Genomic DNA, 21,974 nt, shown 5'->3' on the forward strand with positions numbered 1-21,974 from the left:
GGACGAGCCCCTCGGCGTGGAGCGAGGCGCCCGACGTTCGATTGGAGCGCACGCCCCCGTGGTTATCCACGAGTCTGCGCCGCATACCGAGAATGTGGTATGCGCGGTCTGGTCCGCCTTGTTCATGGATGCTTCTTTTCTGGTCAAGCCCCCCCGCAGAGATCCGTCAGCGCCGCACTACTGCGCGTACGGACGCGTTCAGAACCCATCCCTGAGGAGGTGTCCCGCGGCGGCTCGGAACCGCAGCTGCGCCGGATCGTCAGGACCTCGTTGACGGAACAGCGCGCGTCTCCCCAATTCGGTGCACGTGGGCCTTTCCTGAGGGGGTCCGCAGCGGCGACGGGGCAGAGTTGGCCCGATGCCCGACGCAAGGAGGAGGGATGTGCGGAGCACTCGGGACCGCATGCCGCCACCACGGACGTGGGCGGACCCCATGACCACGTGGGTCGTCTCGCCCCAGCTGCTGGTCGCCCAAGCGGTGACCGCGGCGCTCACCTCGGCGGGCGCGCGCGTCGAGCTTCGCGCGTGGGAGACGGTCGTGGAGGACGCGCAGGCCAGCAAGGACCGGTCCGGGACGCAGCACGTCGTGGCCGTGTTCGACGACCTCGACAGCCTGACGGTCGTGGAGGAGGTCCGCAGGCTGGTCTCGGTGGGCGACGTGCGGGTGGCCGTCGTGGTCCAGGGCCCGGTGGCGCTGTGGTGGGGGAAGCTGTTGGAGGGCAGCGCGGTCGACCTGGTCACCACGACGACCTCGATCACCCAGCTCGTCGAGGTCGTGGACCGGCTCACAGCGGGTGACCTCTTGATGGAACCTGAGAAACGGATCGCGGTGAGAACGGCTTGGCTACGGGCCCTTGACAACCGACGACAGCTCATTGCACAGATGCGGACCCTGACGCCTCAGCAGCTGCGCGTCCTCGAGCTCCTCGCTGCCGGGCACCGGTCGGGGGAGGTCGCCGACGTGCTGGGCGTGACCGTCGCCACGGTGCGCAGCCACGTCAAGGCGTTGCGTGCCAAGCTCGGCGCCAAGACCCAGCTCGAGGCGGTGGCCATGCTCCGCGGGGTCTACGAGTTCGACGACGGCCCGGACCTCGTGCCGCGCCCCCGGCAGTCGCTGCCTGGCACGGAGGGGAGCAACAGGCGTCGATAGGCTGCCGCCATGATCGATCCCACAACGCTCGACGACCACGCCTTTGCCGTCTGGGCCGCCGAGCGCGCCGGAACGGTGCTGCTCGACGTACGCGCCGGCGCCGCGGCCCGCGGCCTCGAGGGCCGGGCGCTCAAGGACGCCGGGGACGCCGCCGCGCAGGCCGAGCTCGACCGGGTCCTGACCGAGCACCGGCCCGAGGACGCGGTCCTCTCCGAGGAGGTGGCCGACGACAAGTCGCGCCTCACCGCCCGGCGGGTGTGGATCATCGACCCCCTCGACGGCACCCGCGAGTTCTCCGAGCCGCCCCGCGACGACTGGGCGGTCCACGTCGCGCTCTGGGAGGACGGCGACCTCGTGGCCGGCGCCGTCGCGCAGCCGGCGCTGGGCGAGACCTTCGCCACCGGTCGCCCGAGCGTGGTGCCGCCCCGCACCTCCGAGCGTCCTCGCATCGCCGTCTCGCGCACCCGTCCGCCCGCCTTCGTCGAGGCTCTCGCGGCCGAGCTCGACGCCGAGCTCGTGCCGATGGGCAGCGCCGGCGTGAAGGTGATGAGCGTGGTGCGCGACGTCGCCGACGCCTACGTCCATGCTGGCGGGCAGTACCAGTGGGACAACGCCGCCCCGGTCGCGGTCGCCCGCGCCGCCGGCCTGCACTGCAGCCGCGTCGACGGCTCGCCGCTGGTCTACAACGCGGACGACACCTCCTTGCCCGACCTGATCGTGTGCCGCCCCGAGCTGGCCGAGCAGATCGTCGACTTCGTACGCCGCCACGGAACGGAGTGACCTCGTCATGACCTCCTTCGTCTCGCACACCACCGTCGACTCCCGCAACGCCTACGAGCTCTCCGAGTGGTGGAAGGCGCTGCTGGGCTACGTCGACGTCGAGGGTGATCCCAACCTGCCTGGCCACGAGGAGTGCATGATCCTCGACCCCGACAACGGGCACAGCATCCTGTTCATCGAGGTCCCCGACGCGGAGCTGCCGCCCAAGCGGATCCACTTCGACCTGCGGCCCCGCGAGGGCAACCGGGACGAGGAGGTCGAGCGGGTGCGGGCGCTCGGCGCGCGCGAGGTCGCCGACCAGCGGGGCAAGTACGGCCCGGGCACCGGCTGGGTCGTCTTCGAGGACCCCGAGGGCAACCAGTTCTGCATCCTGCGCTCGCAGACGGAGGTGGACGCCGCTCCGCCCCCGCCTGCTGGTTGAGCAGGGCGTCAGAACGCCAGGGCGTACGCCGCGCAGCCGATCATCTCCATGCTGACCGTCAACCGGTCCATGCTGATGTTCTTCTCGATGGTGTCCTCGGGCGAGTGGTAGGGCGGCTCGAGCAGCGCCGGGGTCGCCTCGCCACGCCAGGAGAAGTTGGCCGACGCGATGCCCTTCTCCTGGAAGGACTGGTGGTCGCTGGCGCCGCGCTGGGTCACGGCTGAGATGTGCGGGTCGTAGCCCAACCGGGTCGCCGCCGCCGCGATCTGGTCGGTGGTGGCGTTGCTGGTGCCCGAGAACGAGAGCAGCCAGTAGCGGGTGGCGGGACTCCAGCTCGTGCCCACCATGTCGTTCTGGAAGACGCCGCGGATGCGGTCGCGGTCGGGCTGAGGCAGCTGCCCGACATGGTGGCGGGAGCCGATGAGTCCCTGCTCCTCGGAGCCCCAGAGCGCGAACCTGATGGTGGCCTCGGGCTTGGGGAGGTTCCTCAGGACCCGTGCGAGCTCGAGGGTGAGCACCGTGCCGGACCCGTCGTCGTTCGCGCCGGGTGCACCGATCACCGAGTCGTAGTGGCCCGAGATGTAGACCACCGGGCCCGCGACACCCGACCGGCCCGGCACGTCGGCGAACACGTTGTTGCTGGTCAACCCGCGGTGCGAGGTGGTGGCGACGGTGAGGCGCAGCTTCCGGACAGCGAGGTCCTCACGCAGCAGCCGCTTCTGCACCTGCGCGACGCCGAGCACGGGGATCGTCGCGACGGGCGTCCACGGCGGCGGCGTCGTCCCGGTCGTCGGCACCAGCCGCAGGGAGGCGGCCGACGCGCGGCGGGGATACTCCAGGTCGGCCGGCAGCAGCACGACGGCGGCCGCTCCGCGTCGCTGGGCTTCGAGGACGAAGGCGGCCCGCAGGTTGACCCGCGTGGGTGCGTCGGGGTCCTGGGCGTCGTCGGCGAGCACCACGGCACCGGTGATCGCGTCGACGGGCCACACGGGAGCCGTCGCCGCCTTGACGTCGACCACCCGGCCGGTGACGGTCCCGTCGAGCCCGGCGTCGGGCGAGGCCCCCGCCTGCCAGCAGATGTCGTCGGGCAGCTGGCCGTCGGGGTCACCGAGGTCGGCGAGGAACTTGTCGGCGACGGGGAACGGCTCGAGCCGTACGTTGCTGCACCCGGCGCTGCGGAAGGACGTGAGGGCGAACTCGGCGGCCGCCTTCTCCGAGGCAGTGCCGCCGATGCGCGGGCCGATCCGCTCGGAGAGCACCCGGAGGTCCGCGAGCGCGCGGGCCGGCCGGATGCCGCGCACCACCGCCTGGTCGCGCAGGTCGAGCGCGGGGGCCCGGAGGGCTCCCGGCCGGGTGGCGTCGGCGGCCCAGGCGGGCTGCCCGGCTGCGACGAGGGCGACGCCTCCGGCGGCGCCGGCGAGGAGGCCGCGGCGGCTGAGGGCGGCACGCTCGATCTGGCTGGCCCGGCTGGTCCGGCTGGTCTGGGTGGGCAGGGCGGACCGGTTTGATCCCGAGAAGTGGCTCATGCCAGCCGAACCTATGTGTCCGACAGTCGAACGGTAAAGAGCCTCAGGGCAGCCGCTCGGGGTGGGCGGCGACGTACTCGCGCACCGGTACCGGGGTGCGGCGGGCGTACCCCTCCGGCAGCCACACGCTGCCGAGCCGGGTCAGGTAGTAGATCTGCCAGGCGAGGTAGCCGCGGAACTGCCGCGGGTCGCGCTTCATCGCCTCGGCGTGGTGGGTGACCCCGCGGACGTAGGCCCACGAGTTGTTGTAGCGCCACAGCGCCGCGCCCTTGTCGCGCGCGAACCCGTTGGCCTGCAGCAGCCGGCCCGCGGCGAGGATCGCGTCGTGGGCGTTGTTGATGTCACCCCCGGCCCCGTAGATGTCCCACGTCGTCGGGATGAACTGCATCGGCCCCTGGGCGCCGGCCACCGAGGTGCCCCGGATCCGGCCGAAACCGGTCTCGACCAGGTTGATCGCCGCGAGGTACTCCCAGTCCACGCCGAAGCGACGCTCCGCCTCGCGATAGCTGCTCAGCAGCGTGCGGGCGGGGGCGGGGGGCACGATCCGCCAGGCGGGAAGCTCGTCGGCGAGGTCGGCGACGTCGCTGGGGTGCATCGAGCGGAACTCCCGGCGGGCCGCGACGCTGGCACGCACCCAGGCACGGTTGCCCGGCCCCAGCCGGTCGAGCATGCGCGGCAACCAGGTCCGGCGTACGGCGACCTCGCGGACCGCGAGCTGGGCGGTGTGCCCGGCGGCCTCGAGGAGGTCCGGGCCTGAGTCGTCCGACCGGATGACCCGCTGCGCGGCGGTGACCATCGCGACCGCCTCGGCGACGCCGGCGGGGCGCCGGGGCTCGCCGGCGAGGGCCGGCTCCAGCTCCGGAGGTACGTCGTCCGGCTCGGCGCGCGGCTCCCGGGGCGCCTCCGCGACGGTGCCCTGGGTGGGACGGGGCTCCGTCTCGGACACAGGGCTCGAGGTGGTGGGGGTGCCACCGCAGGCCGTCATCGCGAGCAGCAGCGTGGCGACGAGCGGCGTACGGGTCATGACTCCACCCTCACACGGCAGCCCGGGCCCGAGTCCACACCCGGGCCCGTGATTTCCCAGATCAGGGCGCCGTCCGGTCAGAGACCCAGGTCTTCCAGATCAACTTGGTCCCGAGGTAGTCAGCGTCACTCTTGACGACGAACAACCAGTACCAGGTGCCGACGCGTCGGGGCAGGACGATCCGGTAGCGCCCGCGCTCGTCGGTCCTGATCGTCTTGACCCGGGTGTAGCCGGAGTGCTTCCGGGAGGAGATCTTGACGATGATCTTCCGCTCGCCGTAGTCAGGACGCACCTTGCCCCTGACCTCGAAGCCGTCCTCCGGGTGGCTGATCGTGCGGGCCACCTCGACGGTGAAGACGGCCGACTCGCTGGACTCGTAGGAGTCGTCCTGGGAAGACGAGGGGGTGTGGCCGTTGTAGACGACCTTGTAGGACGTCCTGATCCGGGGACGTACGTCGACGAAGCCGAGGGACGGCGAGGCGGTGGTGGCGATGGCCTGCCACACGGTGGACGTCGACTCCCTGGCGTAGAGCGTGGACGTGCCGGCGGTCGGTGAGTAGCCGCTCTGGCTGTCGACGTCGACCTCGACATCGATCGTGTCGCCGTAGTCGACGACCGTCGCCTCCGGCGAGGCCACCGTCGTCGTTGTCCATGTGTCACTGGCCGTTGCGGGCACCGCCCCGCCGACTGTCACGACTCCCAGCAGTGCGACGGCGAGGGTGCCGGCGAAGGATCGAGTGGAGAGCATGGGGGCCTTCCGTCACTGGAGCAGCTGGGACGGGCTGACATGGATGGTGAGCTGAATGGATCGACCGGCCCCGCCAAGGAGCTGGCGGAGCCGGTCGACGTGACGGACGGAGCGGGTCAGTTCTTCGCGACCGCTCGCGGCGTCATGTTGGGCCGGTAGCTGTAGGTGTACCAGACCTCGCTGTAGCTGAGGAACTTCGAGCTGCCCGGAACCGTGATCTTGAAGTAGAGCTTGTTGCCACGACGCGGAGCCGGGAGCCGCACCTGGAACTGGCTCTTCCGGTTGGTCTTGATCGTCTTGTACTTCTTGTAGGACTTGCCCTTCTTGATCTGGATCTTGACCTTCTGGCGCTTGTAGTCCGGCTTGACCTTGCCCTTGATCGTGAGCTTGGCCTTGGCCTTGCCGATCGTGACGTTGCGAGCGACGCCCACGGTGAAGGTGGCCGACTCGCTGGCCGCGTAGTTGTCCTCGTAGGTCGTGGTGGCCGTGTAGCCGCTGTAGACGACCTTGTAGACGGTGTTCATCTGCGGCTTGACGGGATAGATGTCGCTGCCCGCGTAGGTGCCCGTGGCGACCGGCACCCAGGTGGTGGATCCTGCCTCCATGGCATACAGCGTGGAGGTGCCCTTGATGACGCTGCTGCCGTCCGAGCCCACGACCTCGATGGTGACGTTGATCTCGTCCCCGTAGGCCAGCGCGGTCTCGCTGGGCGTGGCGGTGGTGGTGGTGGTCAGGTTGTCGGTGGCCTGGCTGGGTGCCGCGACGGCGATCGGCGTGAGGCCGAGCAGCCCTGCCGTGACGGTGCCTGCGACGAGACGAGTGATGCGCATGTCCCCGTTTTTCCTCTCAATGGAATATCTACTGGAAGTACGTGTCGACCGTTGCGTGAGCAGCGGTCGTTGCGGTGCTTGCTACCCCCCGCGACGCCGGGACAAACCCCGGCTCGTCCTGCAGGCCGGCCCCTCATCCCCACGTCCCGCTGTCGGGCAGCACCCGTAGACTCGCAGGCACCCCCCATCCTTCTGTGAATGGGGGTCGTTCTGCGTGCTCGTCTGCGTGCTCTCCAAGGAGTCCCCGGTGTCATCCACTCCACTCGTCGCTGTTGCCGAACGCCTCGTCTCCGCACCGACCCTGTCCGGGGCGCTGGCCGATGCAGCGGTGCAGTCGGCCCTCGACCTGACCGGTCCCGCCGCGGTGCGGCCGTTCGTGGTGCGCGGCCTGGTCGAGCGCGGCCGCACGGTCCTCGCGGTGACCGCGACGTCCCGTGAGGCCGAGGACCTGGTGGAGGAGCTCGCGGACCTGGTCGACCCCGACGCGGTCGCCTACTACCCGAGCTGGGAGACGCTCCCGCACGAGCGGCTCAGCCCGCGCAGCGACACCGTCGGTCGACGCCTCGCCGTGCTGCGACGGCTGCGCCACCCCGGCACCGATGCCGCCAACGGCCCGCTCAAGGTCGTGGTCGCGCCGATCCGCAGCCTGCTGCAGCCGCAGGTGCCCGGCCTGGCCGACATCGAGCCGGTCGAGCTGGCGCCGGGTGACTCCCGGCCGCTGGAGGAGGTCGTACGCGGCCTGGCGGACGCGGCGTACACCCGTGTCGACATGGTCGAGCGGCGCGGCGAGTTCGCGGTCCGAGGCGGCATCGTCGACGTGTTCCCGCCCACCGAGGAGCACCCGCTGCGGGTGGAGTTCTGGGGCGACGACGTCGAGGAGATCCGGGCCTTCTCGGTCGCCGACCAGCGCACGCTCGAGACCGTGCAGCGACTGTGGGCCCCGCCGTGTCGCGAGCTGCTGCTCACCGACGACGTACGCCGCCGCGCCGCGGAGCTCGGCCAGGCACACCCGCAGCTGCTCGAGCTCACCGACAAGATGGCCGCCGGCATCGCCGTCGAGGGCATGGAGTCCCTCACTCCGGTCCTGGTCGACACGATGGAGCTGCTGGTCGACCTGATGCCGGCCGACACGACCGTGCTCGTGCTCGACCCCGAGCGGGCGCGCAGCCGTGCCCACGACCTGGTCGCGACGAGCGAGGAGTTCCTCGGGGCGTCGTGGGCGGCCGCGGCAGGTGGCGGCACCTCGCCCATCGACCTCGGCGCCGCGTCCTACCGCGAGATCGCCGACGTCCGCCTGCACGCCCTCGGTCTCGGCCACGCCTGGTGGTCGGTGAGTCCCTTCGGTATCGACACGAGCGACGTGCCGGACGCGCAGACGGCCGGGGTGCCGAGCCAGACGCTCCCGACCCACGGCGCCGAGGCCTACCGCGGCGACCTGGAGAAGGCGGTCGCCGACATCCGGGCCTGGGTGACCGACGGCGTCGAGGTGGTCGTCGTCCACGCCGGGCACGGCCCGGCGGAGCGCTTCGTCGAGCTGCTCGGCGAGAACGACATCGCCGCCCGTTTCGTCGAGGACGGAGGGACTGCGGGGTCCCACGTCGTGACGGTCACGTGCGGCCACCTCGTCCACGGCCTCGTCGACGACCAGGCCCGCGTCGCGGTGCTGACCGGTGACGACCTGTCGGGACAGAAGACCTCCACCCGCGACATGCGCAAGATGCCCGCGCGCCGCAAGAAGCAGATCGACCCCCTCGAGCTCAAGGCCGGCGACTACGTCGTCCACGAGCAGCACGGGGTCGGCCGCTTCGTGGAGATGAAGCAGCGTGAGGTCGGCGGGGCGACCCGCGAGTACCTCGTCCTCGACTACGGCGCCTCCAAGCGCGGCGGTCCGCCGGACCGGCTCTACGTCCCGGCCGACACCCTCGACCAGGTCACCCGCTACGTCGGGGGCGAGAACCCCAGCCTCGACCGGCTCGGCGGCGGTGACTGGACCAAGCGCAAGAACCGGGCCCGGCGCGCGGTCCGCGAGATCGCGGCCGAGCTGATCAAGCTCTACGCCGCCCGGCAGGCCACCAAGGGGCACGCCTACGGACCCGACACCCCGTGGCAGCGCGAGCTCGAGGACGCCTTTCCGTTCACCGAGACCGTCGACCAGCTCACGACCGTCGACGAGGTCAAGGCCGACATGCGCAAGGTGGTCCCGATGGACCGCCTGGTGTGCGGCGACGTCGGCTACGGCAAGACCGAGATCGCGGTGCGGGCGGCCTTCAAGGCGGTCCAGGACGGCAAGCAGGTTGCGGTGCTGGTGCCCACGACGCTGCTGGTCACCCAGCACCTGTCGACCTTCTCCGAGCGGATGACCGGCTTCCCGGTCGTGGTCAAGGGGCTCTCGCGGTTCCAGACCGACAAGGAGGCCAAGGAGGTCATCGCCGGCCTCGGTGACGGCTCGGTCGACATCGTCGTCGGCACCCACCGACTGCTCAATCCCGACATCAAGGTCAAGGACCTGGGCTTGATCATCGTCGACGAGGAGCAGCGCTTCGGGGTCGAGCACAAGGAGCAGATGAAGCGGATGCGCACCTCCGTCGACGTGCTCTCGATGAGTGCCACGCCGATCCCGCGCACGCTCGAGATGGCGGTGACCGGCATCCGCGAGATGTCGACGATCACCACCCCTCCCGAGGAGCGGCACCCCGTGCTCACCTACGTCGGCGCCTACGAGGACCGGCAGGTCGTCGCCGCCGTACGTCGTGAGCTGCTGCGCGAGGGCCAGGTGTTCTACATCCACAACCGGGTGCAGTCGATCGAGAAGGCCGCCGCCCGGATCCGCGAGCTGGTGCCGGAGGCCCGGGTCGCCACGGCCCACGGCCAGATGGGCGAGCACGCGCTGGAGCAGGTCATGCTCGACTTCTGGGAGAAGCGGTTCGACGTGCTGGTCTGCACGACCATCGTGGAGAGCGGCCTCGACGTCTCCAACGCCAACACGATGATCATCGAGCGCTCCGACACCCTCGGCCTCTCCCAGCTCCACCAGCTCCGCGGCCGCGTGGGGCGCTCGCGCGAGCGGGCGTACGCCTACTTCCTCTACCCGGCCGAGAAGCCGCTGACCGAGACTGCCCACGAGCGGCTCGCGACCCTCGCTCAGCACTCCGACCTCGGCGGCGGCATGGCGATCGCGATGAAGGACCTGGAGATCCGTGGGGCCGGCAACCTGCTCGGCGGCGAGCAGTCCGGTCACATCGCCGACGTCGGGTTCGACCTCTACGTCCGCCTCGTGGGGGAGGCGGTCGCCGACTTCAAGGGTGACGCCGAGGAGGAGGCGGCCGAGGTGCGCATCGAGCTGCCGGTCGACGCCCACCTGCCGCACGACTACATCCCGAGCGAGCGGCTGCGCCTGGAGATCTACAAGCGCCTCGCCGAGGTGCGCACCGACGCCGACGTCGACGAGGTCCGCGCCGAGCTGGTCGACCGCTACGGCTCCCCGCCCGAGGCCGTCGACTCGCTGTTGTTCGTGGCCCGGTTCCGGGCCCGGTGCCGCCAAGCGGGGGTGCGCGAGGTGACGGTGGCCGGCAAGTACGTCCGGTTCGCACCGGTCGACCTCCCCGACTCCCGCGTCGTACGGCTCCAGCGGCTGCATCCGCGCAGCGTCGTCAAGGCGCCCGTCAGTACGATCCTCGTGCCGCGTCCGCAGACCGCCGCCGTCGCCGGGCGTCCGGTGGCCGGTGTGGCCCTGCTTGAATGGGCCCGAGGCGTCATCGACGAGGTGATCGACCCGCAGCAAGTGCCGGCAGCGACGACTAGGAGTGACTCGTGAGCAAGACCCGCCTGATGACGGCCGCGACGCTGGGCGTCGCAGGCCTGATGCTCTCGGGCTGCGGCAGCGCCACCCCGGGTGTCGCGGTCAAGGTCGGCGACGACGAGTTCTCCACCGGCCGGGTGGACGAGGCGGCGGCCCACCTGTGCACGGCGCTGCGCGACGACTTCGACACGGGCGAGGTCTACTCGATGTCATTCGTCCGCCAGAGGGTGGTCGGGCTCCTGACCATGCGATCGCAGAGCGAGCAGATCGCGGAGGAGTACGACGTGGAGCCGGGCTCGGTCTACGGCCAAGCCGTCGCTCAGGCGGAGCAGGTCGCGACCTCGAAGCCCGAGGAGCTGCGATCGGACTACGTCGAGCTGTCGACGGCCTTCGCTCTCAAGCAGGACGTCCGGGACCAAGTGGGCCGCCTCGAGCTCGAGGAGAACGGCGTCGCGGAGCCGACGGTCGAGCAGGTCAGCCAGGCCGGAGAGGACGTCTTCAAGGTCTGGCTCGACGCCAACGCCTTCGAGATCGACCCGCGCTTCGGCCTCAAGAACGTCGACGGGGTGCTCACGCCGGTCGACACCAACGTCTCGGTGGCCGTCAGCGACGAGGCGAAGGCTGCAGTCGAGGCCGGGCTGGCGATCGAGCCCGACCCCGCGTTCGCCGAGACGCTGCCGCCCACCCACCGCTGCGGCTGACGGCCGGTCCCCATGACGCCTGACGGCTCGGCGCTCGAGGACTTCGCCGAGCAGATGCGGCTCCTGCGGCGCGAGTGCGCATGGAAGCGCGAGCAGACCCACACATCGCTGATCCCGTTCGTCCGGGAGGAGGCCGAGGAGGTCGTCGAGGCCATCGAGTCGGGGGATCCCGCCGCGCTGTGCGACGAGCTGGGCGACCTGCTGCTCCAGGTGGTGATCCACGCGGTCATCGCCGAGGAGGCCGGGCACTTCACGCTCGACGACGTGGCCCGCGGGGTGATCGCGAAGATGGAGCGCCGCAACCCGCACGTCTTCGGCGACGCGGTCGCCACCGACGCGGCCGAGGTGCTGCGGCTGTGGAACGCGGCGAAGGCCGCCGAGAAGGCCGAGAAGCGCAGCCGCCCCTCTGGCTGACCCCGGCGCCGGTCCGTCGCCGACCGGTGCAGGTCCCACGCCCTCGGACACCCGACGACGTGGCGGCGGCACGTGGCTAGGCTGGCCGCTGTCCCACGACGTCCCCATCAGGAGCTCTTCATGTCGATGATCGCTGCAGTCGGTGCCCGCGAAATTCTTGACTCGCGCGGCAACCCCACCGTCGAGGTGGAGGTTCTTCTCGAGGACGGCGCGTTCGGTCGCGCGGCGGTGCCCAGCGGCGCGTCCACCGGCGCCTTCGAGGCCGTCGAGCTGCGCGACGGCGGCAAGCGCTACCTCGGCAAGGGCGTGCAGAAGGCCGTGGCCGCGGTCGCCGACTCCATCTCCGGCGCGATCGTCGGCCTCGACGCCGACGACCAGCGGCTCGTGGACCAGACGATGCTCGACCTGGACGGCACCGCCAACAAGGCCAAGCTCGGCGCCAACGCGATCCTCGGCGTCTCGCTCGCCACCGCCAAGGCCGCCGCGGAGTCCGCGGGCCTGCCCCTCTTCCGCTACGTCGGCGGACCCAACGCCCACCTGCTGCCGGTGCCGATGATGAACATCGTCAACGGCGGCGCCCACGCCGACTCCAACGTCGACGTGCAGGAGTTCATGATCGCCCCGATCGGCGCCGCGACCTTCCGCGAGGCGCTGCAGCAGGGCGCCGAGGTCTACCACGCGCTCAAGTCGGTGCTGAAGAAGAAGGGCCTCTCGACCGGGCTCGGCGACGAGGGCGGCTTCGCGCCGAACCTCGACAGCAACCGCGCCGCACTCGACCTCATCGCCGAGGCGGTCAAGAGCGCCGGGTTCAAGCTCGGCAAGGACATCGCCCTCGCCATGGATGTCGCCGCCAGCGAGTTCCACGAAAAGAAGAAGTACACCTTCGAGGGCACCAAGCAGACGACGGACAAGATGGTCGCCTACTACGCCGACCTCGTCGCGTCCTACCCGATCGTCTCGATCGAGGACCCGCTGGACGAGGAGGACTGGGACGGCTGGAAGGCCATCACCGACGAGCTCGGCACGAAGACCCAGCTGGTCGGCGACGACCTGTTCGTGACCAACGTCGAGCGGCTCCAGCGCGGCATCACCGGCGGCCAGGGCAACGCGATGCTGGTGAAGGTCAACCAGATCGGCTCGCTGACCGAGACCCTCGACGCCGTCGAGCTCGCCCACCGGGCCGGCTTCCGCAACATGATGAGCCACCGCTCCGGCGAGACCGAGGACACCACCATCGCGGACCTCGCGGTCGCCACCAACTGCGGGCAGATCAAGACCGGTGCCCCGGCCCGCTCGGACCGCGTGGCGAAGTACAACCAGCTCCTCCGCATCGAGGACGAGCTCGGTGACGCAGCTCGCTACGCCGGTGCGGGCGCGTTCCCGCGATTCTCCGGCTGAACGAGGCAGACTGGGACACATGCCTTCCCAGCGCCGTACTCCTCGGGGTGGGCCCGGTGGGGACGGCTCCCGCGGACCGAGGCGGAGCAGCTCGCCGCGTCCCGGCCCGCGCGGCTCACGGCCGCGCGCCGCTGGGGCGCGTACGACGTCCTCCCGGACCGCGGAGCCGACCCCCGCTGCCACACGGCCGGCGGCGGCGAGGAGTGCCGCGCGCCGTCCCAGGTTCACCGGCCGTGCCGCCGTGCTCGTGCTGGTGCTCGCCGTGCTGACGGTGTCCTACGCCTCGTCGCTGCGCGCCTACCTCCAGCAGCGCTCGCACATCGGCGACCTCAAGGCGCAGATCGCCGATCGCGAGGCCAACATCGACGCGCTCGAGCGGGAGAAGCAGCGCTGGGACGACCCGGCGTACGTCAAGGCGCAGGCGCGGGCGCGCTTCGGCTACCTGATGCCGGGCGAGTCCGGCTTCGAGGTCATCGGCCCTGACGGCAAGCCGCTCGAGGCCGAGGCGTCCCTCAACGACCCCTCCGAGGTGATCAAGACCGTGCCCAAGGCCTGGTGGACCGCAGCCTGGGAGTCGATGGAGCTCGCCGGCAACCCGCCGCCGCCCGCCGAGGAGCCGGCCGACCTGATCGACGGAACGAAGCAGTGACGGAGACGCCCACCCCTCCCGCACCGAAGATCGACCCCGCCGACGAGGCCGCGATCCGTGCCCAGCTCAACCGCCGCCCACGGGGGATCGACTCCATCGGTCACCGGTGCCCGTGCGGCAACCCCGACGTCGTGACGACCGAGCCACGGCTGCCCGACGGCACACCGTTCCCCACGACCTTCTACCTCACCTGCCCCCGGGCGGCCTCGCGCATCGGCACCCTCGAGGGGTCGCACGTGATGAAGGAGATGCAGGAGCGCCTCGGCACCGACGAGGAGCTCGCCGCTGCCTACCGCGCTGCTCATGAGCGCTACCTCGAGTTCCGCGCCGAGGTGGGCGCGCGCGCCGGTCTCGACGTGCCCGAGATCGAGGGCATCTCGGCCGGCGGCATGCCCGACCGGGTCAAGTGCCTCCACGTCCTGGCCGGTCAGTCCCTGGCCATGGGCCGCGGGGTGAACCCCCTCGGCGACGAGGTGCTCGACGCGCTCGGCGAGTGGTGGGAGTCCGGGCCCTGCGTCGAGCGCTCGGCAGAATGAGGGCATGACGCCCCCCTCCCCGCTCGTCGCCGCCATCGACTGCGGGACCAACTCCATCAAGGTCCTCGTCGGCCGGGTCCGCGACGACAGCAGCCTCGAGGTGGTGCTGCGTGACTCCCAGGTGGTCCGCCTCGGACAAGGGGTCGACGAGACCGGGGTGCTGGCCGAGGAGGCGCTGGCGCGCACCTTCGCGGCGGTCGACGAGTTCGCCGAGGTGATCCGCAGCCACGACGTCCCGCCCGAGCGCATCCGTTTCTGCGCCACGTCGGCCACCCGCGACTCCGGCAACGCCGCGGTCTTCGCCGAGGGCGTACGCCGCCGGCTGGGCGTGGAGCCCGAGGTGCTGTCGGGCGACGAGGAGGCCGCGCTCGTCTTCGCCGGTGCGATCGCCGCCCAGGACCCGATGCCGGCCGAGCCGGTGCTCGTGGTCGACATCGGCGGGGGGTCGACCGAGCTGGTCATCGGGGTGGGGGAGCAGCGGCAGGCGACCTCGATGGACATCGGGTCGGTCCGGCTCCACGAGCGACACCTCCACAGCGACCCCCCGACGGAGGCGGAGGTCGCGGCCTGTGTCGCCGACATCGACCAGCACCTCGACGCGTCCGGGATCCCGCTGGACCGCACGCGCAGCGCCATCGGCACCTCCGGCACGATCAAGACCATCGCCTGCGGGGTGCTCGGCCTCGAGTCCTACGACCGCGGCGCCTTCGACGGCGCGGTGCTGGCCAACGCCGACACGGCCGTCTTCGTCGACACGCTGGTGGCGCTGACGGTGGCGGAGCGTCGCGCACTGCCCTACATGCACCCGGGGCGCGCCGACGTGATCGGTGCGGGCGCCCTGATCTGGAGCGGGATCCTGGCCCGGGTCCCGGTGCCCGACCACGTCGTCTCCGAGGCCGACATCCTGCACGGCATCGCTGCCGCGATCGGTCGCTGACCGTGGTAGCGGGGGAGTGGCTGCCCCACCCGCTCACGCGCCGGGAGTTCTCCAGCCCGGTGGCGCCGGGCACCGGCTGGCCGGACGACCCGGCGGCGCCCGATACCCCGGTCGCGCACCACGCCGACGACGTACGACGTCTCGCGCAGGCCGGCTCCCTGGCCGAGCTCGAGGCCCGGGTCAGCGTCTGCTCGGCGTGTCCGCGCCTGGTGACCTGGCGCGAGGACGTCGCTCGCGTCAAGCGTGCCTCCTTCGCCGACCAGCCCTACTGGGGCAGGCCGATCCCCGGCTGGGGCGACCACGAGCCGGCGCTGCTGATCGTCGGCCTCGCGCCGGCCGCCAACGGCGGCAACCGGACCGGCCGCATCTTCACCGGCGACCCCAGTGCGGACTGGCTCTTCGCCAGCCTGCACCGCACCGGATGGGCGACCCAGGCCACCAGCCAGCACGCCGGCGACGGCCAGCGACTCCTCGGCGCGCGGATGGTCGCGACCGTGCGCTGTGCGCCGCCGGACAACAAGCCGACCTCGGTCGAGCGCGACACCTGCGCCCCCTGGATCGCCGCCGAGCTCGCCCTGCTCCCGACCGTCCGGGTGGTCGTCGCGCTGGGCTCGTTCGGCTGGGACGGCGCGGTGCGCTCACTGGTGGCGGCAGGCGCACCCGCGCCGGACCGCCGGCCGAGGTTCGGCCACGGCGCCGAGGTGGCGCTGGGCCCGGTCACGCTGATCGGGTGCTACCACCCGTCCCCGCACAACACCTACACCCGGCGGCTGACCCAGGAGATGACGGACGAGGTCTTCTCCCGGGCACGGGCACTGGCCGGCCCCACCACTGACAGAATGGGTGGGTGACCCTCCACGCCATCACCGTCCTCGGCCACGACCGTCCCGGCATCATCGCCGAGACCACCGACAAGCTCGCCGGGCTGGGTCTCAACCTCGAGGACTCGACGATGACGCTGCTGCGCGGCCACTTCGCGATGATGCTGATCTGCGAGGGGTCCGCCGCCGACTCCGAGATCGAGGCGGCTCTCGCCCCGCTGACCGCCGACGGCAGCCTGACGGTCACGGTCCGCGAGGTCCCCACCGAGCACGTGGAGGCGGCGGCCGGCACCTCGTGGGTGCTCTCCGTCCACGGTGGCGACCGACCCGGCATCGTCTCCGCCGTCGTCGGGGTGATCGCGCGCGTCGGCGGCAACATCACCGACCTCACCACCCGGCTGGCCGGTGACCTCTACCTCCTCGTCGCCGAGGTGGACCTGCCCGCCGCGGCGGACGTCGGCGCCGTCGAGCGCGACCTGGCCGCCGTTGCCGCGGACCTCGGGGTCGGCGTGACCCTGCGCGCCGCCGAGACCGACGAGCTCTGAGCGGGCCGATGGGCACCAACCCCCGGGTCCTGGAGTGGACCGAGTCCGACCTCGGCGTGGCCGGGTCGCTGCGCGAGGTCGTACGCGCTCCCGCCGCCGTCCTCTCCACGGTGGGCGACACCGTCGACCCCACTGCGCCCGAGACCGTGCAGCTCGCGGCCGACCTGGTCGCGACGATGCGCGTCTCACCTGGCTGCGTCGGCCTGGCCGCCCCCCAGGTCGGGGTCGGCGCGAAGGTCTTCTGCGTCGACGTCTCCGAGCACCCCAAGACCCGCGAGCACCACGGCACCTTCGTGCTCTGCAACGCCGTGGTCGTCTCGGGCAGCCGCAACGAGAAGGCGCGCGAGGGCTGCATGTCGGTGCCCGACTTCACCGGCGACGTCAAGCGCCCGAGCCGCATCGTCGTACGCGGCCAGCTGCCGGGCAGCGGCGAGGAGGTCGAGCTCGAGGCCGAGGCGTTCGAGGCGCGGGCGCTGCAGCACGAGATCGACCACTGCGACGGGCTGCTCTTCCTCGACCGCGCGGCCGGGGCGCACGCCGTCTACGCTCGCAAGACCTACCTGTAGGCACTGGCCTGCAGCTCCAGCCCCGGTATCCCAACTGGTAGAGGAAGCGGTCTTAAAAACCGCACAGTCTGGGTTCGAACCCCAGCCGGGGCACGTGAGGCGAGTGCGGGCTCTGGCCCAGATCCGGCCAGGCGTTGCTCAACGGCATCGTCGAGCGACGGGTCAGCCGTCGTTGGTGCCGACGACCAACATCGTCTCGTGGTCACCGCGTCCACCTACGCACCGGCGCCACTCTGCGGGCGCGCTCGGACCAGTCGCCTTCCAGACATCCCTGACCCAGCCCGAGAGCTCGACCGAGTCGCCCACGTCGAATGAGTCGTAGCCCCCGGTCAACCGAATGCGCGGAGTCTCCTGAGACACGCGGGAGCCGTAAGGGGCGAAGAGCAGCATCCCTCGACCGTCCTCCAAAGTGACGGACACGCAACCATCGGGGCTCACTCCTGCGACCACCTCGTAGGCGGCATGATCTGTCCGTTCGAGGGTTGGCGCGTCGCCTGGCGACAGCAGGGCCTGAGGAGTCCGAGTCGCCCCACCGTCAGAGGCATCGCGTGTTGTTTGATGCTGCGATGCGTCCCGGTCGGGCCCGACGCCACTGGAGCAACCACACATCGCGACTGACAACGCTCCCGCAATCGCCGCCGCTCGGCTCGTCGCGCCACAGGCGATCTTCATGCGTCGAGTATGGCTTCGAACGTGGTCAGTGGTGGTGCGGTGAGCGAGCCGCACTATCCGGACCTGCCACGAGACGGGAGACCTTCTACCTGCAAGACGCCACCCTTGAGCCCGGCGGGGATCTCAAGTATCACGTGGTCGAATGCACCGACAACCCGCTGTCGCTTGTGACGGCCGCTGAGGTGGAGTACGCCACATTGGACGAGGAGTATTGCCTTGGGCCGACGTGAACGATCACGGGTCGCGGTGAGGTCGTGCTGAGGGACGACTAGTAGTCCGTCCGGATCTGCCGCAGTGTGCACGGATCTGGCACCCCTCTGTGTCAAGACGCAGCAGGAAGCAGAGTTCTAGGGTGTTGTCTGGCGGGTCCGGGAAGTGACTTGTCCGAAGAGCCGGTGTGGGGATGCGAGCCGGCCGCGCTGGATTCAGAGTCGTTTCCCCGTTGTCCTCCCGGGCCCGTCCTCGTCGTCGCCTCAGTGGTGCGGACAGCGTCGTTGAGCATGGTCTGGAAAACGATGTCGGACAGTCGGCGCTTCACGTACCGCATGGCTTCCATCGGTGCCTTCCCGTCTGCCTTCTTGCGGTCGTAGTAGGCCCGGCCCTCGGTGGGGTTGCGGAGCTGCACGCGGGCCATGGTGTGCAGGACCCGGTTGATCTGTCGGTTGCCTTCACGAGACAGCCGGTGCCGGACCTGGTCACCGGAGGAGGCATCCAGCGGGGCGGTGCCGTTCCAGGACGCGAAGTGGGCCTTGTTCGGGAACCGGGTGATGTCGCCGACCTCGACCAGCAACCGGGCGGCACCGGTGGGTCCGATGCCGTGCAGGTCCAGCAAGCTGGTTCCGGTCGCGGTGACCAGCTCGGTGAGCTCCTTGTTCGCCGCCTTCTTCCGGGCATAGATCCGCTCCAGGTCCGCGACCAGCTCGGCTGCCACCCGGCGGCGCGTCTTGCCCACGGCGTCACGGGGGCGGACCTTGGCCAACATTGCCTTCGCCTGTGCTGGGGACAGGTCCCGCTTGGCCCCGCCCGGGATGAGCTCGAGCAGCAGCTGGTGCAGCTGGGAGGTCTTGCGGGTGTGCTCCTCACCGAGCGAGCGACGGCGGTCGACCAGGAGTCGCAGCACCTCGAGCTGCTCGTCGGCGACTACCGGCCGCAGCCCGGCCATCCGGGTCCCGACGAGGGCGACGGAGTGAGCATCAGTGGCGTCGGTCTTGCGTCCCTGCCCGGTCGAGAACACCCGGGCTCGCGCCGACAGCTTCGGTGGCACATCGACGACCTCCTCGCCGGCGGCGAGCAGTCGAACCGCGACGTGATGACCGATCCCCGAGCATCCCTCGATCGCCCAGACCCGGTCCGGGAACCGGCTGACATAGCGCCCCATCTCGGCGAACCCGGCCTCGTCAGTGCCGTACCGGCCGCCACCGAGGACGTTCTCGTCGGCTGTCATCACCTCGATCGTGACCGATCGCTTGTGTGGATCCATCCCGATCACCACACGGTTGTTCGTCTTGCTCATGTGCTCCTCCGATGCTCGAACCTGTTCGGTTGTCGAGCCGGGAGGGCAACGCTGCTTCGAGCTGGGCAAACCCCTCTTGAGCCTCTCCTGGCCCTGGCGACGCCCGGGTCACGCAGGCCAAATGAGAGCCACACGACCAGCGTGGGCAGCCGATGAGAGCGACGACCCGGGCGCCTGGACCGAGCCTCGCCAGGCACCGGTCCTGCGTCAATGAAACAAGCAGCCGATGTGCGGTCTCCTCCAGGGACGTTCATTCCCTGCCTAGGGTGAGGTTATGGAGCTACTTCGAGCAGTGCCGATCCTGACGGTGACCGATGTCGATGCCGCAGTCCAGGAGTACTCCAAGCTGCTCGACCTTGACGTACTCATGAACCTGGGCTGGGTGGCTACGTTGGGGACAAGCAGCGGTGCCCAGTTCAGTGTCATGGGTATTGACCAGTCCGCGCCGTGCAATCCCCAGATGTCGGTTGAGGTGCCGGATGTCGACGTCGCGTACCAGCGGGCGCGAGACAGCGGTGTGGAGATCGTCCATCCTCTGCAAGACGAGGACTGGGGCGTCCGCCGCTTCTTCCTGCGCACGAGCGCTGGCCATGTCGTGAACGTGCTCAGCCATCGCGGCTGAACCGCCCTCTTCTGCCGCTGAGCGTGCGCGTCAGTCAGGCTCGCGACGCGAAGAACCAACACGCCCTGTCGTGCGGGCTGAGTCGGCATTCTTCCTGAAAGTCCAGTCGGGTGAGCACAGCAACATCCGGCCCGAGGAGAGCTTCCAACTCGCTGACAATGTCGGCCATGTCCTGGTCTGCCGTCGGCGAGCTCGGGGGAGCCTGCAACACGAGTGTGACCCGGCGTCCCTCAACCTCGACGCCCAGCGCGTGCGCGTAGGTCGGGATCAGGCGCAATGAGGCCTGAGCGGACTGGGCAATGACGTAGTTCTCCCAGACGGGCGCCTGCTTCGGGTCGTCGGGAGTTGGAAACTCCATGCGGGGAGTCTGCCCGACAGCGTCCTCTCTCGCCGCTGGGAGCGCGAAGGTGTCGAACTCACGACAGGATGAACTGGTGATCCCGCATGACGAACCTGAGTCGCTGAATGCCGCCCTCCGGACGGTGGACCACCTGGAAGAGTCCCTTCTGAGTGGGCTCATGCTCACGCATCACGGTTACTCCGTTGAGCTGCGGTTCGAGCACCTGCGTCGAGGAAAGCCGGTGCCGGAGACAGCCCAAGTCACGATAGTCATGGAGGCCGTCGAGACGTTGCACCTCACTGGAGGCTTGTCGCAGACCATGCTCGAGCACCCGGAAAGAATCAACTGGGGCCTTTCTGAAGTTGCACAGGTGACCGCCTACCCGGCGGCAGCAGGTGTGGGATTCCTGGTCGCATGGGAGGGCGAGCGCGAGATCAGAGTGGAAGCGGCGCGAGCCCGGTTCCGGGCATCGCCTACCTGACAATGATGCTCTTTCGAGCGCACGCACATGCCGCGATCCGCGCGCATCCGGCGCGCTCCCGGACGGGATGGTGCACAGGGTTCCCGAACCCTTGACCATCGCTGCTACGCGTGAAAGAATCGAACACACGTTCGATCACACGAGGAGGCGCGAGTGGAGCCAAAGCCGACCGGCATCTGCTGGCATGCAGGCGACCTGCACGCGCTGGCAGATCTCCTCGCCGACCTGGTCCCCGCCGAGCTCCCGACCGATCACCTCGACCAGCTCGAGGCACTCGAACGGATCAAGGCGGCGGCCGCGGCTGCCCAGGTGACCGTCGTGGCCACCTTCGCCGATGCGGCCGACATTGAGGCCGTCCCGGCCGGCGGCCGGCGTACGCCGCCGCGTGCGATCTCGATCGGCGCGGAGGTCGCGCTCGCCACGCTGGCCAGCCCCTATGCGGGGGAGCAGCGGGTGCTGCTGTCGCGCCGGCTGCGCGACGACCTCCCGCTGACCCTGGCCGCGCTGGGTCGCGGTGAGCTGACCGAGGACCGTGCCTTCGCGATCGCGCGCGAGGTCGCCCACCTCGCCCCCGAGCAGCGCCGCGGCGTCGACGAGGACGTGGCGCCACGTCTGGTCGGGCTCGGTGACGTCAGGCTGCGCCAGACGGTCCGGCGGTCGTGCTTGACCATCGCCGCCGAGGCCGAGACCCAGCGCTACCGGCGCGCCCGAGCTGACCGCCGGGTCACCACCAAGCGTCTCGACGACGGCACCGGACAAGTCACCGCCACCCTGCCCCTCGAAGTCCTGGCGTCCGTGCGGGAGGCGCTCGACGCTGCCGCAGCGACAGCCCGCGCGGAGGGCGACGTACGCACCGCGGGTCAGGTCCGCGCCGACACGCTCGCCGCTCGGATCACCGGAGTTGACCCCGCCACCGACACGCCGCCGGTGCGGGTCAACCTCGTCATCGGCATCGAGTCGCTTCTCGGCCAGGGCACGGATCCCGGGCTCGTGCCGGGTGAGGGGTTCCTCCCCGCCGCGCTCTGCACCGGGCTCGTCCGCCACGCCAGCGACGCCGCCAAGGCCACCCTACGACGGCTCTTCGTCACCCCGGCCAATCGGGCGCTCGTCGCTATGGAGTCCACCAGTCGACGCTTCGACGGCCTCCTCGCCGAGTTCCTCGACCTGCGCGACGGCGGCATCTGCCGCACCCCGGGCTGCAACGCGGTGATCCGGCATCACGACCACGTCACGAGCACCGCCGACGGCGGCGCCACGGAGGCGACCAACGGTCAAGGACTCTGCGAACGCTGCAACTACCTCAAGGAATCACCGGGCTGGACGGCCTGGGTGCCCGACACTCCACCCGACCAGCCCCATCAGGTCCACGGCGTCACCGAACACCTCCGCCTGCACCACTCGACCGCGCCGCCCATGCCCGGCGGACCGGCAGGCGCGCCGGACTACTCGCCACTCGAGCTGCAGCTCGCGAGCAACTTCACCCTGGTGTCCTAGGCAGCCG

22 protein-coding genes and 1 tRNA gene are annotated in these 21,974 nt (G+C 70.5%); 17 read left to right on the top strand and 6 right to left on the bottom strand.

Annotated features, from left to right (window positions below; genetic code table 11):
- The first annotated feature begins 433 nt into the window (after positions 1-433).
- The 3 genes from J3P44_RS02530 to J3P44_RS02540 are packed head-to-tail and all read left to right on the top strand — an operon-like array spanning position 434 to position 2,351.
- Positions 434-1,150, top strand: a complete 717-nt coding sequence (locus J3P44_RS02530; protein WP_255888655.1) for a helix-turn-helix domain-containing protein — start codon at positions 434-436, stop codon at positions 1,148-1,150.
- Positions 1,151-1,159: 9 nt separating this feature from the next.
- Entirely contained in the window at positions 1,160-1,930 is a 771-nt protein-coding gene (locus J3P44_RS02535; RefSeq protein ID WP_255888656.1) for a 3'(2'),5'-bisphosphate nucleotidase CysQ, read from the top strand.
- Between the two features lie 7 nt (positions 1,931-1,937).
- Positions 1,938-2,351: a VOC family protein gene (locus tag J3P44_RS02540; protein WP_255888657.1), complete on the top strand. Its 414-nt coding sequence runs from the start codon at positions 1,938-1,940 to the stop codon at positions 2,349-2,351.
- An 8-nt stretch (positions 2,352-2,359) separates the two neighbouring features.
- Here J3P44_RS02540 and J3P44_RS02545 read toward each other — a convergent pair whose 3' ends face one another.
- The 4 genes from J3P44_RS02545 to J3P44_RS02560 form a co-directional block, all read right to left on the bottom strand.
- Entirely contained in the window at positions 2,360-3,877 is a 1,518-nt protein-coding gene (locus J3P44_RS02545; RefSeq protein ID WP_255888658.1) for a M20/M25/M40 family metallo-hydrolase, read from the bottom strand.
- 43 nt (positions 3,878-3,920) lie between these two features.
- Complete coding sequence (locus J3P44_RS02550; protein WP_255888659.1) at positions 3,921-4,901, bottom strand: lytic transglycosylase domain-containing protein; 981 nt, start codon at positions 4,899-4,901, stop codon at positions 3,921-3,923.
- 61 nt (positions 4,902-4,962) lie between these two features.
- The gene (locus J3P44_RS02555) at positions 4,963-5,649 is read right to left on the bottom strand and encodes a hypothetical protein (protein WP_255888660.1); all 687 of its coding nucleotides are present in this window, start codon (positions 5,647-5,649) and stop codon (positions 4,963-4,965) included.
- Positions 5,650-5,765: 116 nt separating this feature from the next.
- The gene (locus J3P44_RS02560) at positions 5,766-6,479 is read right to left on the bottom strand and encodes a hypothetical protein (protein WP_255888661.1); all 714 of its coding nucleotides are present in this window, start codon (positions 6,477-6,479) and stop codon (positions 5,766-5,768) included.
- A gap of 247 nt (positions 6,480-6,726) precedes the next feature.
- Between J3P44_RS02560 and mfd the strand changes: the two genes are divergently transcribed.
- The 11 genes from mfd (at position 6,727) to J3P44_RS02615 (ending at position 16,938) form a co-directional block, all read left to right on the top strand.
- Positions 6,727-10,293 (top strand): transcription-repair coupling factor, encoded by a 3,567-nt coding sequence (gene mfd, locus J3P44_RS02565; RefSeq protein WP_255888662.1) that lies wholly within the window; start codon positions 6,727-6,729, stop codon positions 10,291-10,293.
- Entirely contained in the window at positions 10,290-10,979 is a 690-nt protein-coding gene (locus tag J3P44_RS02570; protein ID WP_255888663.1) for a hypothetical protein, read from the top strand. Before mfd ends, J3P44_RS02570 begins: the two co-directional genes overlap by 4 nt.
- Positions 10,980-10,991: 12 nt before the next feature.
- On the top strand, positions 10,992-11,393 hold the full coding sequence (locus J3P44_RS02575; RefSeq protein ID WP_255888664.1) for a MazG nucleotide pyrophosphohydrolase domain-containing protein: 402 nt from the start codon (positions 10,992-10,994) through the stop codon (positions 11,391-11,393).
- 120 nt (positions 11,394-11,513) lie between these two features.
- On the top strand, positions 11,514-12,791 hold the full coding sequence (gene eno, locus J3P44_RS02580; RefSeq protein ID WP_255888665.1) for a phosphopyruvate hydratase: 1,278 nt from the start codon (positions 11,514-11,516) through the stop codon (positions 12,789-12,791).
- Positions 12,792-12,810: 19 nt separating this feature from the next.
- Entirely contained in the window at positions 12,811-13,440 is a 630-nt protein-coding gene (locus J3P44_RS02585) for an FtsB family cell division protein (RefSeq protein WP_255888666.1), read from the top strand.
- Positions 13,437-13,976 (top strand): DUF501 domain-containing protein, encoded by a 540-nt coding sequence (locus J3P44_RS02590; protein WP_255888667.1) that lies wholly within the window; start codon positions 13,437-13,439, stop codon positions 13,974-13,976. The genes J3P44_RS02585 and J3P44_RS02590 overlap by 4 nt, the downstream gene beginning before the upstream one ends.
- 4 nt (positions 13,977-13,980) lie before the next feature.
- Positions 13,981-14,913 (top strand): Ppx/GppA phosphatase family protein, encoded by a 933-nt coding sequence (locus tag J3P44_RS02595; protein ID WP_255888668.1) that lies wholly within the window; start codon positions 13,981-13,983, stop codon positions 14,911-14,913.
- Positions 14,914-14,915: 2 nt separating this feature from the next.
- The gene (locus J3P44_RS02600; protein WP_308212209.1) at positions 14,916-15,764 is read left to right on the top strand and encodes a uracil-DNA glycosylase; all 849 of its coding nucleotides are present in this window, start codon (positions 14,916-14,918) and stop codon (positions 15,762-15,764) included.
- A complete protein-coding gene (locus tag J3P44_RS25370; RefSeq protein ID WP_255888669.1) occupies positions 15,761-16,279 on the top strand; it encodes a glycine cleavage system transcriptional repressor in 519 nt (172 codons plus the stop codon). The genes J3P44_RS02600 and J3P44_RS25370 overlap by 4 nt, the downstream gene beginning before the upstream one ends.
- 8 nt (positions 16,280-16,287) lie before the next feature.
- Positions 16,288-16,845, top strand: coding sequence for a peptide deformylase (locus J3P44_RS02610; RefSeq protein WP_255888670.1), 558 nt, complete (start codon positions 16,288-16,290; stop codon positions 16,843-16,845).
- A 19-nt stretch (positions 16,846-16,864) separates the two neighbouring features.
- A tRNA-Leu gene (locus J3P44_RS02615) sits at positions 16,865-16,938 on the top strand.
- A 901-nt stretch (positions 16,939-17,839) separates the two neighbouring features.
- Here the strand turns inward: J3P44_RS02615 and J3P44_RS02620 are convergent.
- Positions 17,840-19,030 (bottom strand): IS110 family RNA-guided transposase, encoded by a 1,191-nt coding sequence (locus J3P44_RS02620; RefSeq protein WP_255888671.1) that lies wholly within the window; start codon positions 19,028-19,030, stop codon positions 17,840-17,842.
- A 274-nt stretch (positions 19,031-19,304) separates the two neighbouring features.
- Between J3P44_RS02620 and J3P44_RS02625 the strand changes: the two genes are divergently transcribed.
- The gene (locus J3P44_RS02625) at positions 19,305-19,652 is read left to right on the top strand and encodes a VOC family protein (protein ID WP_255888672.1); all 348 of its coding nucleotides are present in this window, start codon (positions 19,305-19,307) and stop codon (positions 19,650-19,652) included.
- A gap of 34 nt (positions 19,653-19,686) precedes the next feature.
- Here J3P44_RS02625 and J3P44_RS02630 read toward each other — a convergent pair whose 3' ends face one another.
- Positions 19,687-20,010: a hypothetical protein gene (locus tag J3P44_RS02630; protein WP_255888673.1), complete on the bottom strand. Its 324-nt coding sequence runs from the start codon at positions 20,008-20,010 to the stop codon at positions 19,687-19,689.
- A 76-nt stretch (positions 20,011-20,086) separates the two neighbouring features.
- Here J3P44_RS02630 and J3P44_RS02635 point away from each other — a divergent pair, with 76 nt between their 5' ends.
- Together J3P44_RS02635 and J3P44_RS02640 are read left to right on the top strand one after the other, a co-directional pair.
- On the top strand, positions 20,087-20,473 hold the full coding sequence (locus J3P44_RS02635) for a hypothetical protein (RefSeq protein WP_255888674.1): 387 nt from the start codon (positions 20,087-20,089) through the stop codon (positions 20,471-20,473).
- 153 nt (positions 20,474-20,626) lie between these two features.
- Entirely contained in the window at positions 20,627-21,967 is a 1,341-nt protein-coding gene (locus tag J3P44_RS02640) for an HNH endonuclease (protein WP_255888675.1), read from the top strand.
- Positions 21,968-21,974: the final 7 nt, after the last annotated feature.

It is taken from the genome of Nocardioides astragali, assembly GCF_024436375.1.
Classification (GTDB): domain Bacteria; phylum Actinomycetota; class Actinomycetes; order Propionibacteriales; family Nocardioidaceae; genus Nocardioides; species Nocardioides astragali.